The sequence below is a fragment of the Georgenia sp. Marseille-Q6866 genome, assembly GCF_965111665.1.
The window spans coordinates 155,389-170,969 of the sequence record NZ_CBCOOR010000005.1; the positions used below are offsets into that span (position 1 = coordinate 155,389).

Below are 15,581 nucleotides of genomic sequence, written 5' to 3' on the forward strand. Positions count from 1 at the left end.
ACATTCGCGGGGCTACCGCGTGGCCTCCTCGAGCAGCTCGAGGACGTGGCGGTAGGGGCGGCCTGTCGCGGCGCTCATGCCCATCTCGCAGGTCCGGTTGCACGAGGCGTAGGCGTCGAAGCGGCCCTCCTCGCGCTCGACGGCGGCCAGCTCGGCCGCCTCCCGCTCGGTCGCTCCGGCGGGCAGCTCCGGGTGGAGCATCCCGCGGTCCCCCGCCGTACCGCAGCAGCCCCACTCGACCGGGACCGTCACCTCGCGGGCCACGGCAGCGGCGACGGCGGTGAGGTCCTCCACCGCGCCGAGGTGGACGGAGGAGCAGGTGGGGTGGACGGCCAGCCGGTCGAGCAGGCCGGCCTCGGGGACCTCGAGCCGCGCGAGCAGGTGCTCGCGGGTGAAGCTGACGGCGTCGACCACGCGGACCTGCGCCCACCGCTCGGCCGCGACGCCGGTGAGCCGCGCACCGATCGACGCCAGGCCGTGGGTGCAGCTCGTCGCGTCGCACACGAGGGGCAGACGGCCACCGTCGGTCAGCGACCACACGGACTCCGCGACCCTGCGCGCCATCACGGCGGCGCCGTCGACCAGGCCCTTGGACTCCCAGACGGTGCCGCAGCACAGGCCGTCGATGCCCTCGGGGACGGCCAGGCGCACGCCGGCCCGCTCGCACAGCGCCGCGAACGCGGCCGAGACGCCCGGCCCGCCGCCCTCGGCCGCGAAGAGCGAGCCGATGCAGGCGGGAAAGAAGACGGCGTCGTGTCGGGCCGGTAACAACTCAGCGCTCGGCGAGGGGGTGGGGCTGGGCGAGGGGGTGGGGTTGGGCGCAACGGTGGCGGCGTCGGGCGCCGGTAACAACTCAGCGCTCGGCGAGGGGGTGGGGGCGCCGGGCGGGACGGGAAGGGTGCTGCGGGGGCGGCCGGGGGCGGGGAGGTGCTCGTCGACCTGCGGGAGGAGGTCGCGCCCGCCCTGGCCGACGACGGCGCGGGCGGCGCGCGTCGTCGTCTCCAGGACCGGCCCGGGCACGTGGTCGGCGACGGCGAGCGCCCCGCGGAGCACCGCCGTCGCCGGCTCCCACGCCTGCGCGAGCCGGCGCCCGACCGCCTGGGCGACCGGCCCGTTGGCCGCGGCCCGCCGCTGCTTCATCACGGCGCCGGTGTCGATGTCGACGGGGCAGGCCACCCGGCACAGCGAGTCCGCGGCGCAGGTCTGGACCGCGGCGTAGTCGTAGTCGCGCTCGAGCTCGGCGCGCCGCTCCGGGCCCGAGTCGGCGGCCTCGCGGAGCAGGGCGATGCGCTGGCGCGGCGTCGTCGTCGTGTGCCGCGACGGGCAGGCGGGCTCGCAGAAGCCGCACTCGACGCAGCGGTCGAGCTCGGGGTGGACCTGCGGGTACTGCTTGAGGTCACGCAGGTGGATCGTCGGGTCCTCGCTGATGACGACGCCGGGGGCGAGGATCCCCCGCGGGTCGCACAGCCGCTTGATCTCGCGCATCACCTCGTACAGCTCGTCCCCGTACTGGCGGCGCACGAAGGGCGCCATCATCCGGCCGGTGCCGTGCTCGGCCTTGAGCGAGCCCCCGGCGTCGAGCACGAGCCCGGCGAGCTCCTCGCTGAACGCCGCGTAGGCGTCCCGGGCGCGGGGGTCCCCGAGGTCGGGGCTGATCATGAAGTGGAGGTTGGCGTCCTTGGCGTGCCCGAAGGTCACCGCGTCGGCGTAGCCGTACCGGGCGAGCAGCCCCTCCAGCGAGCGCACGGTCCCCGACAGCGCCGGCCCGGGCACGACGACGTCCTCGAGCATCGCCGTCGTCCCGGTGGGACGCGCCCCGGCGACGGCGGCGTACAGGCCCTTGCGCACCTGCCACATCGCCGCCCGCGAGCGCGGGTCGGTGCTCAGCGGCGTGGCGACGACCGGTGCGGTGCCCGCCAGGAGCGGCTCGGCGTCGGCGACCAGCCCGGCCAGGCCCTGAGGGCTGGCGTGCTGGAGCTCGACGAGCAACGCGGTGTGCCCGTCCACCACCAGCTCGCGCAGCACCGGGTCGGCACGCGGGTCGCGCTGGGCCACGCGCAGGGCCGCGGCGTCCATGAGCTCGACGGCCACCGCACCCGTCGCGGCGACGGCGGGCAGCGCGGCGGTGGCCGAGCCGATCGAGTCGAGGACGAGGAGCGCCGTGGCGGCGTGCGGGAGCAGCGGGACGGTGCGCAGGGTGACCTCGGCGAGGTAGCCGAGAGTGCCCTCCGAGCCGACGACGAGGTGGGCGAGGATCTCGACGGCGGAGTCGTGGTCGAGCAGCGCGTTGACCCCGTAGCCCATCGTGTTCTTCATCGAGAACTGGTGCTCGATGGCGCGGCGCAAGTCGGGCCGGGAGCGGACGTGGTCCCGCAGGCGCAGCAGGCCCGCGTGGAGCTCGGGCTCGCGGGCGGCGAGGAGGGCGTCGGCGTGCGAGGCCGCGGTGTCGACGACCGTGCCGCTGGGCAGCGCGAGGACCATCGAGTCGAGGGTGCGGTAGGCGGTGGCCGCCGTCCCGGACGTCATGCCGGAGGAGTTGTTGGCGACGACGCCGCCGATCGTGCACGCGATCTCGCTCGCGGGGTCCGGGCCGAGGCGGCGGCCGTACCGGGCGAGGGACGCGTTGACCCGGCGCAGGACCGCGCCGGGGCGGCAGCGCACGCGGGCGCCGTCGTCGAGCACCTCGACGTCCTGCTGGTGGCGGCGTACGTCGACGAGGACGCCGTCGGTCACCGCCTGGCCGGACAGGCTGGTGCCGCCGGCGCGGAAGGTGAGCGGCACGGGGACCGGGGAACGGCCGGCCGCGGCCATGACCGCCGCGACCTGCTCGACCGAGGTCGCGGTGACGACCGCGCGTGGGCGCAGCAGGTAGTGGGAGGCATCGTGGGCGAGGCGGGCGCGGTCCGTCTCCCGCGTGCTCAGCCCGCCGGGACGGGCCGCCGCGGCGACGGCGGTGAGGTCGGGCGGCTCCGCCCGCGGGCCGCGGGCGGGCCCGGCACCCACGTCGAGGTGCCGGGCCCGCCCCCGCCCGTCAGAGGGAGTCACGCAGCGCCACCGCGCGCTCCCGCAGCTCGGCTGCCGCCTCCTCGCTCACCGTGTCCGGACGCTGGGGTGCGTCCAGGTGCTGGAGGAACCGGTCGAGCGCGTGGCCCGCCTGCCGGGTGCGGCCGGCGTCGAGGTGCCGCTCGGCCTGGTCGAGCGCCGTCGTCAGCTGACGGACGATCGGGCCCGCCACGGTGCCGTTGGCGACGTAGCCCTCGAGGGCGGCCTGCAGCCCGGTGAGGGTCGCGTCCTCGTAGAGGCGGTAGTCGTCGGCGACGTCGTCGAAGGCGGCCAGCTCGTCCTGCCAGCCGGCGATGATCTCGTCGGGGTCGACCCCCGCCTCGAGCTGGAGGCGCACGTCCTTGTCACCGGTGAGGCGGTCGATCCAGCACGTGTCGGCCTCGGTCTCGCACCGCTGGTTGGGGTAGATGGTGCCCTCGCGCCAGTCCACGCCCTCGGTGTCGTAGAAGGCCTGGAGCACGTGGAGGCCGGTGCGGACCGGCACGTAGGCGGCGGGGTCGGTGATGTGGAGCTGGACGCCGCCGGAGAGCCGACCGGCCTGCTTGCTCGTCGTCGGGTTGGCGAACATCGGGCGGAAGTGCACGCCCTCGAGCCCGCGGGAGTTGAGGTCCTCCGCCAGCTCGTAGGCCCCGAGCTCGTCGATCTCGCCGTGGCCGATCCACAGGAAGGGCGTCGTCGTGCCGCGGCCCTCGGAGGCGTCCAGCGACTCGATGAGGCCGGTGCCCGCGTAGGCCCACGCCGTCTCGAGCGTCGGGATGTTCGGCGAGGGCAGCACCCACTCCAGCCCGTAGCCGGTGACGAAGTCGTCGGGGTCGTAGCCCGTCATCTCCACGACGTGGAAGTCCTCCACCGGGTGGGGCAGGAACTCGCCGTTGAACAGGGAGGCGAGCTCGCCGACCGTGAGGCCGTGCTGCATGGGGATCTCGCGCAGGCCGACGAAGGAGGACAGCGCCGGGTCGAGGACCGGACCGTCCATCCGGTCACCGAGCGGGTTCGGGCGGTCGAGGACGATGAAGTCCTTGTCGAACTCCCCTGCCGCGTCCATCGCGTAGTACATCGTCCAGATGTAGGTGTAGAAGCGGGCGCCGATGTCCTGGATGTCGAAGAGGAGGACGTCGACGTCCTCGAGCATCTCCGCCGTCGGGCGCTGCGTGGCGCCGTAGAGGGACCACACGGTGAGCCCGGTGCGCGGGTCGACGTAGCTCTCGACGCTCGCGCCGGCGGGCGCCCCGCCGAGGATGCCGTGCTCGGGCGCGTAGAGCGCGGTGAGCTCGTAGTTGCCCTCGTCCTCCCCGGCGATGAGAAGGTCCATCGAGTGGGTGAGCTCGGAGTCCACACCGGTGGGGTTGGTGATGAGGCCGACCCGCTTGCCGTCGAGGAGCGCGAGCTGGTCCGGGTCCGACAGCAGCCGCTCGACGCCGAGCTCGACGGTCGGGCCGGTCGGGCCCGGCTGGTCGGACGGCTGGGCCTGCGTGGCCGGCGGCGCGGCCGCGGGCTGAGGTGCCGATGTCGCGGCACCGATCGAGCCGCCCACGAGGGCGACGGCGGCTGCGGCGCCCAGCACCGGGCTCCACTGCCTGAGACGTCGTACGAGCATCACGTGTCCTTTCACGGTGGGTGGCGGGGCGACCGCTCCCTGCTCACGACGCCCCCTCGCCTCGCTGGCGGCGGGTCCCCCCACCCGCCTGGAGCCACTGTGGCCCAGCACACCTACCGGCGTCAAGAACTGTCAAGCCATGCCGTATGGGCGTCAGCAACTTCCACGAGGCGGCGACGGCGGCAGAGTCGGCACAGTCATGAGTGCTTCCGCTTCGCGTATCGGACTGGTCATGCAACGCCCTGCGGGACGGTAGCCTGGGCACGGACGATGCACTGGGAGGGCCTCATGGACCGCCGCGCGCGAGCCCGCGCAGGTGCCGCACTCGCGATTGCCGCGGTGGTGGCGGCGTGCGGCGAGCCCGCGGGCGACGACGCGGGCACCGACGCCACGGCCGGCCTGTCGACGGTGACCTTCCGCCTGTGGGACGACGCCGCGGCGGCCGCCTACCGCGAGTCCTTCGACGCGTTCAACGCCGTCCACCGCGACATCCACGTCGAGGTCGAGGTCGTGCCCGAGGCCGGCTACGCCGACCGCACCGCCTCCGACCTCGCCGACGGCACCATGGCGGACGTCTTCTGGACGACGAGCGACGCCGTCCCCGCCCTCGCCCACACCGGTGAGGTCGTCGAGCTGCGCGAGACGCTCGGGGAGGACGTCGGCGACTGGGAGCCGACCGTCACCGGGCTCTACACCCTCGACGACGGGCTGTGGGCCGTCCCCCAGCTGTGGGACTCCACCGTGCTCTTCTACAACACCGACCTCGTCGAGGAGGCCGGTGTCGACCCGGCCACCCTCACCTGGCACCCCGACGCCGTGCGGGAGAAGGCACCCGCCGGTGGCGCCTCCGCGCCCGCCCGCGGGGACACGCTGCGCGAGGCGGTCCGCACCCTCACCCGGGACGAGGAGGGCCGGGCGGCCACCGACAAGGACTTCAGCAGGGACAGCGTCGCCCAGTACGGGTTCACCACCGACCTCACCGCCCCCGCCGTGTGGCTGCCCTACCTCGCCCAGCTGGGCGGGGTCCCCGAGACCGGTGACGACCTGTCCTTCACCAGCCCGGAGGCCCGCGACACCTTCGGCTACCTCGCCGAGCTGCCCGCCGTCCCGCCCGCCCCCACCCCGGACCGTGAGCTCTTCACGGACGGGGACCTCGCCCTCTTCCAGGCGAGCTCCGCCGAGATGCGCCACCTCGCGGGGGCCACCGGGGTCCGCTGGGGCGTGGCCCCAGTGCCGAGCGGTCCGGACGGGCGGGTGTCCGTCGTCGACGGCGTGGGTGCGGCGGCCAACGCCGCCACCGAGAACCCGGAGGCGACCGCGGAGCTGCTGCGCTGGCTCTCCTCGACCGACGGCCAGTCCGCACTGGCCAGCCACGGCGTCGGGGTCCCGGCCGCCGCGGGCGCGCAGGACCTGTACCTCAGCTCCTGGTCCGACCGCGGCGTGGACGCCACCGCCGTCGTCGCCCCCGAGGCCGTCGTCACCGCCGCGAGCGGCCCTCGCGCGCGGGAGGTCCTCGAGTCGGTCCGCCCCGTCCTCGGGGAGATGTTCCGCGGTGACCGGCCACTGACCGAGGCCCTCTCGGCAGCTCAGGCCACCGCTCAGCAGACGCTCGGGTCCTGAGCGCGATATTCGCGTGACAGCGCTCTGGCGCCCTTCCTACCCTGGTGACCACACGGGAAAGGAGGTGGTCCGAGACATGATCTCTACTTGGACGCGTGAGGTGGCTGCCCGCTAGCAGTCCACGGACGGACCTGCCGGTCCCCCGCCGACGGCGGCGAGATCCCGGCAGTCACCGGCACCCGCGGGAGCCGTGGCTCGTCCACCACGGCACCCTGGCCAGGCCAGGAGCCCGCGGGTGCTCCCCTGCCCAGGCCTGGCAGGCTGTGCACATGGACCTTCGCATCTTCACCGAGCCCCAGCAGGGCGCCTCCTACGCCGACCAGCTCGCCATGGCGCAGCGCGCCGAGCAGCTCGGCTTCTCCGCCTTCTTCCGCTCCGACCACTACCTGCGCATGGGCGAGGGCAGCCCGCTGCCCGGGCCGACGGACGCGTGGACCACCCTCGCCGGCCTCGCCCGGGAGACCTCGACCATCCGCCTTGGCACGCTCGTCACCTCCGCGACCTTCCGCCTCCCCGGCGTGCTCGCCATCCAGGTCGCCCAGGTGGACGAGATGTCCGGGGGCCGGGTCGAGCTGGGCCTGGGCACCGGCTGGTTCGCCGAGGAGCACCAGGCCTACGGGATCCCCTTCCCGGAGAAGCGCTTCGGCCTGCTCACCGAGCAGCTCGAGGTCATCACCGGCCTCTGGTCCACCCCGGTCGGCGAGACCTTCAACCACGACGGCGAGCACTACACCCTCGTCGACTCCCCCGCGCTGCCCAAGCCGGTGCAGGAGCGGGTGCCCGTCGTCGTCGGCGGCAACGGGCCGCGCCGCACCCCGGCCCTGGCCGCGCGCTTCGGCACCGAGTACAACCAGTCCTTCCCGGAGAAGAGCGCGATCGCCGCCCAGCGCGACCGCGTCCGCGCCGCCTGCGAGGCCGTGGACCGCGACCCGGACGAGCTCGTCTACTCCGTCGCGCTCGTCGCCTGCGTCGGCAGCGACGAGCAGGAGGTCGCCCGCCGCGCCGCGACCATCGGCCGTGAGCCGGAGGAGCTGCGCCGCAACGGCCTGGCCGGGACGCCGCAGGAGGTCGTCGACGGGATCGCCGCCCTCGCCGAGCAGGGCATCACCCGCGTCTACCTCCAGTGCCTGGACATGACCGACCTCGAGCACCTCGACCTCATCGCCTCCGAGGTCATGACCCACATGGGCGCCGGGGCATGAGCGACGACGGCGCGCTCCGCCCGCCGCTGCGGGTGGGCCTCCACCTGGGCTACTGGTCCGCCGGCCCCCCGGCCGGGGCGGAGCGCGCCGTCGACCTCGCCGAGGCCGCCGGCCTCGACTCCGTGTGGACCGCCGAGGCCTACGGTTCTGACGCGCTGACCCCGCTGGCGTGGTGGGGCGCGCGCACGGCCCGCTTGCGGCTGGGCACCGGCATCGCGCAGCTCTCCGCGCGCACCCCGACGGCGACGGCGATGGCCGCCCTCACCCTCGACCACCTGTCCGGGGGCCGCTTCGTCCTCGGGCTGGGCGCCTCCGGGCCGCAGGTCGTCGAGGGCTGGTACGGGCAGCCCTACCCGCGGCCGCTCGAGCGGACCCGCGAGTACGTCGACGTCGTGCGGCAGGTGCTGCGTCGCCAGGCCCCGGTCGAGGTCGACGGCCGCCACTACCGCCTCCCGCTCGACGGGGAGGGCACCACGGGCGAGGGCAAGGCGCTGCGCCCCACCCTCCACCCGCTGCGGGCGGACCTGCCCATCCACCTCGCGGCGCAGGGGCCGCGGAACGTCGCCCTCGCCGCCGAGATCGCCGACGGGTGGCTGCCCGCTTTCCACTCCCCCCGCCTGGACGGCTGGGCTCGCGAGCAGCTCGCCGCGGGCTTCGCGCGCCGGTCTGCCGACCTGCCGCCCGCGGACCGCTTCGAGGTCAACGTCAGCCTGCCGGTGGCCGCCGGGAGCGACGTCGAGGCGGCCGCGGACCTGCTCCGCCCGCACATCGCGCTCTACGTCGGCGGCATGGGCTCGCAGCGCTCGAACTTCCACCGGGAGGCCGTCGAGCGGCTCGGCCACGAGGCCGCGTGCGCCGAGGTGGCCCGCCTGTGGGCCGCCGGTGACCGCGAGGGGGCCGCACGGGCCGTGCCCACCGAGCTCGTCCTCGACGTCGCGCTGGCCGGCCGGCCCGAGCAGCTGCGCGAGCAGCTCGCCGCCTGGCACGGCACGGTCGCCACGGGCGTCCTCCTCCAGCTGCCGCCCGCCGCCGTCCCGGCCGTCGTCGAGGCCCTGGCGGCCTGATCCACCCCACGGGCCCGGTGGCGGGCGGTACGGTGCCGACGTGACGGAGATCGAGATCGTCGAACGTCCGCCCTCGCTCGTCGTCGGCCTGCCCGTCCTCGCGAGGTTCCAGGACCTCGGCACTCTCGTCCCGGCGGCGTGGCGGTCGCTGGCCGGCACCCTCGCGGGCCGGCACCCCGGCACCCTCGCCGAGCTCAGCGTCGACCTCGGCGACGGGCGCTACCACGAGACGGTCGGCGTGCTCCTCGAGCTCGGTGACGCGAAAAACGTCCCGTACCCCGGCGCCGTCGGCTCGCTCGTGCCGGGTGGTCGCTGGGCGCAGGTGCCGCACGACGGTCCCGCGAGCACCATCGCCGACACCTTCGGCCGCCTCCTGGCGTGGGTCGAGGAGCAGGGCGAGCACGCGGGACCGCACAAGCTCGACGCCGGCTACCGGCTCGACGGCGCGCCCGAGCGGCACCTCCTCGCCGTCGGTCTCCAGGCGGCACCGCCGGCCTGACCGGGTTATGCTCGTCGTGAGTCGAAGTGCTACGCTCGCGCCGACACCCGCCCCTCCCTGGGAAGGCACGCCATGGTCCGGCCCGCCGCCGACACCTCCGTCCAGCAGTCGCTCACCCGCGCCGAGCGGCTCGACCGGCTCCCGTTCACCAGCGCCCACCGCAAGCTTCTCGGCGGCTCCGGCGTCGGCTGGGCCCTGGACGCCATGGACGTCGGACTCATCTCCTTCGTCATCGCCGCCCTCGGACAGGAGTGGGGGCTGACCGACGGCCAGAAGTCCTGGATCCTCTCCGTCGGCTTCGTCGGCATGGCGATCGGCGCGAGTGTCGGCGGCCTCCTCGCCGACCGGATCGGACGCCGGCAGGTCTTCGCGCTCACCCTGCTCATCTACGGGCTGGCCACCGGGGCGTCGGCCCTCGTCACCGGCGTCGGCGCCCTCATCGTGCTGCGCTTCCTCGTCGGCCTGGGCCTGGGCGCCGAGCTGCCCGTCGCCTCGACTCTCGTCAGCGAGTACGCCCCGAAGCGGATACGGGGGCGCGTCGTCGTCGTCCTCGAGGCGTTCTGGGCGGTCGGCTGGATCGCGGCGGCCCTCATCGGCTACTTCGTCGTCCCCGGCGAGAACGGCTGGCGGTGGGCCTTCGTCATCGGGATGGTCCCCGCCGTGTACGCGATCTACGTCCGCATGCGGCTGCCCGAGTCGGTGCGCTTCCTCGAGCGCAAGGGCCGCGTCGCGGAGGCGGAGGCCGCCGTGCGCGTCTACGAGGACGCCGCCGGTCAGGCGCCGGTCCCCTCCCCCGCCGTCGCCGAGGAGACCGCGGCCCCGCACTGGCGCGAGCTGTGGTCCGCGCGCTTCCGCCGCCGCACCGCGGCGCTGTGGGTCGTGTGGTTCGGGGTCAACTTCGCCTACTACGGCGCCTTCAGCTGGCTGCCGTCGCTGCTCGTGGACCAGGGCTTCTCGCTCGTGCGCTCCTTCGAGTACACGCTCATCATCACCCTGGCCCAGCTGCCCGGCTACGCGCTGGCCGCCTGGCTCATCGAGAAGTGGGGGCGCCGCTCGACCCTCGCCACCTTCCTCGCCGCCTCGGCCGTCGCCGCCGTCCTCTTCGGGCAGGCGACCACCGTGCCGGCGATCATCGCCGCGGGCATGGCGCTGTCGGCCTTCAACCTCGGCGCGTGGGGCGCCCTGTACGCGGTGAGCCCGGAGATCTACCCGACGGCGCTGCGCGGCACCGGGTCCGGCAGTGCGGCCGCCTTCGGCCGGCTCGCCTCGATCGCCGCGCCGCTGACCGTCCCCCTGCTCCTCGCGGCGGGCGGCTCCGGCCTCACCTTCGCCACCTTCGGCGTCGCGTTCGTCGTCGCGATGATCGGGGCGCTGTTCCTGCCCGAGCTCCGCGGCGCGGCACTCGAGGAGGAGTAGCTCAGACGGTGCCGAGCTGGGCCTGCGCGGCCTCCCGGTGCTCGGGCCGGCCGGTGGTCAGCGCGTAGACCCCGTACCCGACCGGGCCTGCCGCCATGAGGGCGGCGCACCGGTCGGCGAGGCGCGGCCCCCAGTCGCGCCCACCCGCGGCCGCGTAGGCGCGCAGCGTCGCGGCGAAGGCCTCCGGCGGGGCGAAGGCGTGCTGGTACATGAAGTCCCGGGCGGGGTCGTCACCCCGCGCGGTGGTCCAGTCGAGGACCCCGGTGATGGCCTCGTCCTGGTCGATGAGGACGTGTGCGGGGTAGAGCTCGCCGTGCGTGAAGACCGTGTCCTCGGGCCACAGCTCGTCGTCCTCCAGCCAGGAGTGCAGCCGTTCGAGGAGCGCCGGGTGGACGTCGAACTCGCCGGCCACCCGCGCGACGTCGGCGCGCCACGACTCGCGCACCTCCTCCGGGCTGCGCACCTCCACGCCGACGTCGCGCGCCTCGGTGAGTGGCACGGCGTGGAGCAGGGCGAGCAGCGACCCGAGCGCGACGGCGTAGCGCTCGGACGCCGGGTCCAGGTGCCAGGTCACCTCGTCCCCCACGAGGGTGAGTCCCGGGCGCCCCGACAGCAGGGGGTAGGCGATGAGGTCGTCGGACATGACGCGCCACTCGGGCACGGCGATGTCACGCAGGTAGCGCGAGGCCAGCGCCAGGGCCGCCTCCTCCTGCCGCAGCGCGCCACGCATGCCCGGGCGCCGCGGGACCCTCAGCACCCAGTCACGGCCGTGGACGTCGGTCGCGTAGGCGACGCGGAAGTCGAGCCCGGCCTCGTTGTAGCTCAGCGATGCCGGGTCGAGCCGGAGGCCGTGCCGGGCTGCTCGCGTCACGAGCTCGCCGTCACCACCCATCCCACCACTGTGACAGCGGCCTCACCGACGCGCACACGGAGCCGCGTCACACGTCGTGACGGCCCAGGGCGACCGCACCGGCGACGAGGGCCAGGACGGCGTACCCCGTCACGACGGCCACGCCCTGCCACGGGCTGAGCAGCTCGTTGGTCCACATGAGCCCCGAGGTCCCGATGAAGGAGACGGCGGCGGGCACGGGCATGAGGCTGACGAGGTCCTGCACCCAGTCGACGGCGACGAACTGCAGCACTCCGGGCACGAGCAGGAGGAGACCGAGGACGGCGGTGATGGTCCCGGCGGTGTGCCGCACGACGGCGGCCAGCCCGAGCGCGATGAGCGCCACGGCGACGAAGAAGAACGCGACGCCACCGAAGGCCTGCCAGGTGTGCGCCTGGTCCAGGCGCGGGACGAGGCCGTGCCCGGACAGGGCCGGCGACGAGGCGAGGGTCGCCACGACCAGGCTGAGGACGGTGGTGAGCACGGTGAGGCCAACAAGCGCCACCGCCTTCGCCGCGAGCACCGGCAGGCGGGAGGGGACGGCGGCGAAGGTGGAGCGCGCCATCCCCGTGCCGTACTCGCCGGTCATGAGGAGAGCACCGAGGACGGCGAGGGTCACCATGCCGACCTGGAAGCCGACGACGACGAGCTCGGCCCCGTGAGCCTCGCCGCCCGTCTCGACGCCGTACGCCACGAGCTCATCGGCCGTGGGAGCGACGCCGACGGCGAGGAGCGTCATGGTCACGACGGTGACGGCGACTATCCACCACGTCGAGCGCAGGGACAGGAGCTTGACCCACTCGCCGTGGAGCACGCCGAGCAGGCTGAGGTCGTGGGTGGCCGCGGTGCTGCGGGGCCGCGTGGCAGTGGCGGTCATGAGGGCATCTCCGTCGTCGTGGCGCGGTACTCGACCGCGGATCCGGTGAGGTTGAGGTAGGCCTCCTCGAGGCTCGCGCGGTGCAGCCACAGCTCGTGGAGGACGAGCCCGCGGCGCGCGGCGAGCTCCCCGACGGCCTCCGTCGTCGTCCCCCGCACGCGGAGGGTGTCCTGCACGTGGTCCACGCTGTGGCCGTCGACGCGGAGGTGGCCGGCGAGCTCCTCGGCCTGGGGTGAGCGCACCGCGACGACGGCGCCGGTCGCGGCGTCGATGACGTCCTGCACCGGTCCCGCCGCGATGATCCGGCCACGGCCGATGACGAGGAGGTGGTCCGCGGTCATCGCCATCTCGCTCATGAGGTGGGAGGAGATGAGGACCGTGCGGCCCTCCGCCGCGAGCTCGCGCACCAGGGTCCGCACCCAGGTGACGCCCTCGGGGTCCAGGCCGTTGACCGGCTCGTCGAGGATGAGGCTGCGGGGATCACCAAGGAGGGCGACGGCGATCCCCAGGCGCTGGCCCATGCCGAGGGAGAAGCCGCCGACGCGCTTGTGCGCCACCGAGGTGAGGCCGGTCATCTCGACGACCTCGTCGACCCGCGAGGCGGGGATGCGGTGACTGGCCGCGAGGGCGCGCAGGTGGGAGCGCGCGGTGCGTCCGGGGTGCACGGCCTTGGCGTCGAGCAGCACGCCGACTTCCCGCAGGGGGGCGCGGTGGTGGCGGTAGGGGCGCCCGTTGACGGTGACCGAGCCCGAGGTGGGCCGGTCCAGGCCGACGATCATGCGCATCGTCGTCGACTTCCCGGCACCGTTGGGTCCCAGGAACCCGGTGACGCTCCCGCTGGGGATCGTGAAGCTGAGGTCGTCGACGGCGACCTTGTCGCCGTACCGCTTGGTGAGGTTCCGCGCCTCGATCATCATCGTCCTCTCGTCCGCCGGGAGGTCCCCGGCTCTCGACCTCAGTCAAGCCGCGACGACCGGGCCGGCGGATCGGGGACCGACCCCCGCCGCTCCCTGAGTCCCCGACCGCCGGGTCAGGGATCCCCCTTGCTGCCCACCCGGCGTTCACGCTGCGGACACCCGGCGGTCACCCCGCGGCCCTAGCGTCGGGCCGACCCCGGCCGACCGACGAAGGACGCCCATGCCTACCTCCCTGCGCCGCACCGCGGCCGCGACCGTCGCCCTGGCGGCCGTCGCCCTGACCCTCCCGGCGCTCACCGCCGGGGCCGCGATCGTCCCCGACCCCGTGTCCGTCACCGCGGACGACGCCGCCTTCGAGCTCACCGCGATCGGCACCTACGAGTCGGGCGTCTTCGACAAGTCGGCAGCCGAGATCGTCACCTTCCACGCCCCGACCCAGCGGCTCTTCGTCGTCAATGCGGCTGCCGCGACCGTCGACGTCCTCGACCTCACCGACCCGGCCAACCCGGTCCTCCTCCACCGCATCCAGACGCCGGGGACGACCGCCGCGGACGGCAGCACGGTGACCGAGGGGGCGGTCGCCAACTCGGTCGCCGTCCGCGCGGACGGCCTCGGCGTCATCGCCGTCGAGCACCCGACGAAGACCGAGCCGGGCTGGCTCGTCGCCTTCGACGCCGCCGGTGACGGCGCGCTGCTCGGAGCCGTCCGCGTCGGGGCGCTGCCCGACATGGTGACGACGACGGCTGACGGCCGGTACGCCGTCGTCGCGAACGAGGGAGAGCCCGCCGACGACTTCACCCTCGACCCGGAGGGTTCGGTCGCCGTCGTCGCCCTGCCCGCGGCCGTCGCCGCGCCCGCGCAGGACGACGTCCGCACCGCCGACTTTCACGCCTGGGACGACGGCACGCGCGCCCTGCCCGAGGGGGTCCGCGTCTTCGGCCCGGCCCCTCACGGAGAGGACCTGCCCGTCTCACGGAACCTCGAGCCGGAGTACGTCGCGATCGACGCCGACGACCGCACTGCCTACGCGGCGCTCCAGGAGGCCAACGCCGTGGCCGTGGTCGACCTCGAGTCCGCTACCGTCACCGACATCTGGCCCCTCGGCCTCAAGGACCACTCGGTCGAGGGCAACGGCCTGGACGCCTCGGACCGCGACCCGCGTGACGCCCCGACCATCGACATCCGCACCTACCCCGGCCTGCGCGGGATATACATGCCCGACGGGATGGCGTCCTACACGGCCGGTGGGCAGACCTACCTCGTGACGGCGAACGAGGGTGACGCCCGTGAGTGGGGTGACTACGTCGAGTCGGTTCGGGTCAAGGACCTCGGCGACCCGGCCGAGACGCCGGCGCCGGCTGTGTGTGAGGACGCCCCCGTCGCGGACTTCCTCGGCGACGAGCACCTCGGCCGTCTCAACGTCAGCATCGCCGGCGGCCTGGCGGACGACGGGTCCTGCTTCGAGGAGCTCCACGCCTTCGGCGGCCGCTCGCTGTCGATCTGGACGACGGACGGCGAGCAGGTCTTCGACTCCGGTGACGAGCTCGAGAGCATCACGGCGGCGGCCGTGCCGGAGTTCTTCAACTCCAACCACAGCGAGTCGACCTTCGAGGGCCGCAGCGAGGACAAGGGGCCGGAGCCGGAGAATCTCGCGATCGGCGAGGTCGACGGCCGCACCTACTCGTTCGTCGGCCTCGAGCGGGTGGGCGGCGTCGTCGTCCACGACATCACCGACCCTGCTGACGCCTTCTTCGTCACCTACCTCAACAACCGCGACTTCTCCGTGTCGATGGAGGACGTCGTCGAGGCAGACCCCGGCGCGGACGCCGTGCAGGTGGCGCTGTCCCAGGCCGGTGACCTCGGGCCCGAGGGCGTGACCTTCATCCCCGCCGCGGACTCCGGCAACGGACTGCCGCTGGTCGCGGTGGGCAACGAGGTGTCCGGCACGACGACCATCTTCTCCGTCGGCCGGGCGACCCCGGTGACGCCGGCGGCCGTCGAGTTCACCGACGCCGACGGGTGGGAGCACGACACGTACACGGTCCCGGCGGTCGACGGGGTCGAGTACCTCGTCGACGGTGCCGTCGTGACGGCCGGAACCTACCCGGGCAGCGGCACGGTGACCGTCGCGGCGCGGGCCCTGCCCGGCTTCGTCCTCGCCGACGGCTCCTCCGCCGAGTGGGCGTGGAGCTTCTCGGCCGACGGCCTGCCGGACGCCGAGCCGACCGAGACAGCCCCCGGCCCCGAGGCGACCGAGGCAGCCCCGGCGGGCGAGCGGACGACGGACGACGCCACCACCGGCGGGCGCGGGTCGCTGCCGAGCACCGGCGCGTCGGTCGGTGCCGTCGGCGCAGCTACGGGTGCGCTGCTCGCTCTCGGGTCCGCCGCCGTGCTGGCCCGCCGGCGGATGGCTGGTCGCTGACTCCTCCGGCGCGCG

11 protein-coding genes are annotated in these 15,581 nt (G+C 74.4%); 6 read left to right on the forward strand and 5 right to left on the reverse strand.

From position 1 onward, the window contains the following. Nucleotides 1-12 precede the first annotated feature (12 nt). Both ACWPXV_RS06425 and ACWPXV_RS06430 read right to left on the reverse strand, forming a co-directional pair. Nucleotides 13-3,045: an FAD-binding and (Fe-S)-binding domain-containing protein gene (locus ACWPXV_RS06425; protein WP_454084454.1), complete on the reverse strand. Its 3,033-nt coding sequence runs from the start codon at nt 3,043-3,045 to the stop codon at nt 13-15. After that, complete coding sequence (locus tag ACWPXV_RS06430) at nt 3,032-4,660, reverse strand: exo-beta-N-acetylmuramidase NamZ family protein (RefSeq protein WP_454084455.1); 1,629 nt, start codon at nt 4,658-4,660, stop codon at nt 3,032-3,034. Before ACWPXV_RS06430 ends, ACWPXV_RS06425 begins: the two co-directional genes overlap by 14 nt. 270 nt (nt 4,661-4,930) lie before the next feature. On the opposite strand from ACWPXV_RS06430, the gene ACWPXV_RS06435 reads away from it, so the two are divergent. The 5 genes from ACWPXV_RS06435 to ACWPXV_RS06455 all read left to right on the forward strand — a co-directional run bounded on the left by ACWPXV_RS06435 (nt 4,931) and on the right by ACWPXV_RS06455 (nt 10,461). Then, a complete protein-coding gene (locus ACWPXV_RS06435) occupies nt 4,931-6,280 on the forward strand; it encodes an extracellular solute-binding protein (protein ID WP_454084456.1) in 1,350 nt (449 codons plus the stop codon). 269 nt (nt 6,281-6,549) lie between these two features. Next, complete coding sequence (locus ACWPXV_RS06440) at nt 6,550-7,482, forward strand: LLM class F420-dependent oxidoreductase (RefSeq protein ID WP_454084457.1); 933 nt, start codon at nt 6,550-6,552, stop codon at nt 7,480-7,482. Nucleotides 7,483-7,508: 26 nt separating this feature from the next. Then, nucleotides 7,509-8,546: an LLM class F420-dependent oxidoreductase gene (locus ACWPXV_RS06445; protein WP_454084530.1), complete on the forward strand. Its 1,038-nt coding sequence runs from the start codon at nt 7,509-7,511 to the stop codon at nt 8,544-8,546. A gap of 40 nt (nt 8,547-8,586) precedes the next feature. After that, nucleotides 8,587-9,045, forward strand: a complete 459-nt coding sequence (locus tag ACWPXV_RS06450; protein WP_454084458.1) for a GyrI-like domain-containing protein — start codon at nt 8,587-8,589, stop codon at nt 9,043-9,045. 72 nt (nt 9,046-9,117) lie between these two features. Next, the gene (locus ACWPXV_RS06455) at nt 9,118-10,461 is read left to right on the forward strand and encodes an MFS transporter (protein WP_454084459.1); all 1,344 of its coding nucleotides are present in this window, start codon (nt 9,118-9,120) and stop codon (nt 10,459-10,461) included. Nucleotide 10,462: 1 nt separating this feature from the next. Here ACWPXV_RS06455 and ACWPXV_RS06460 read toward each other — a convergent pair whose 3' ends face one another. The 3 genes from ACWPXV_RS06460 to ACWPXV_RS06470 are packed head-to-tail and all read right to left on the reverse strand — an operon-like array spanning nt 10,463 to nt 13,141. Continuing rightward, nucleotides 10,463-11,353, reverse strand: coding sequence for a macrolide 2'-phosphotransferase (locus ACWPXV_RS06460; protein WP_454084460.1), 891 nt, complete (start codon nt 11,351-11,353; stop codon nt 10,463-10,465). Nucleotides 11,354-11,399: 46 nt separating this feature from the next. Then, nucleotides 11,400-12,227 (reverse strand): ABC transporter permease subunit, encoded by an 828-nt coding sequence (locus ACWPXV_RS06465; RefSeq protein ID WP_454084461.1) that lies wholly within the window; start codon nt 12,225-12,227, stop codon nt 11,400-11,402. Then, nucleotides 12,224-13,141, reverse strand: coding sequence for an ABC transporter ATP-binding protein (locus ACWPXV_RS06470; protein WP_454084531.1), 918 nt, complete (start codon nt 13,139-13,141; stop codon nt 12,224-12,226). Before ACWPXV_RS06470 ends, ACWPXV_RS06465 begins: the two co-directional genes overlap by 4 nt. Before the next feature lie 223 nt (nt 13,142-13,364). Here ACWPXV_RS06470 and ACWPXV_RS06475 point away from each other — a divergent pair, with 223 nt between their 5' ends. Beyond that, nucleotides 13,365-15,566 carry a choice-of-anchor I family protein gene (locus ACWPXV_RS06475; RefSeq protein WP_454084462.1) on the forward strand — a complete coding sequence of 734 codons (2,202 nt, stop codon included), beginning with the start codon at nt 13,365-13,367 and terminating at the stop codon, nt 15,564-15,566. Nucleotides 15,567-15,581: the final 15 nt, after the last annotated feature.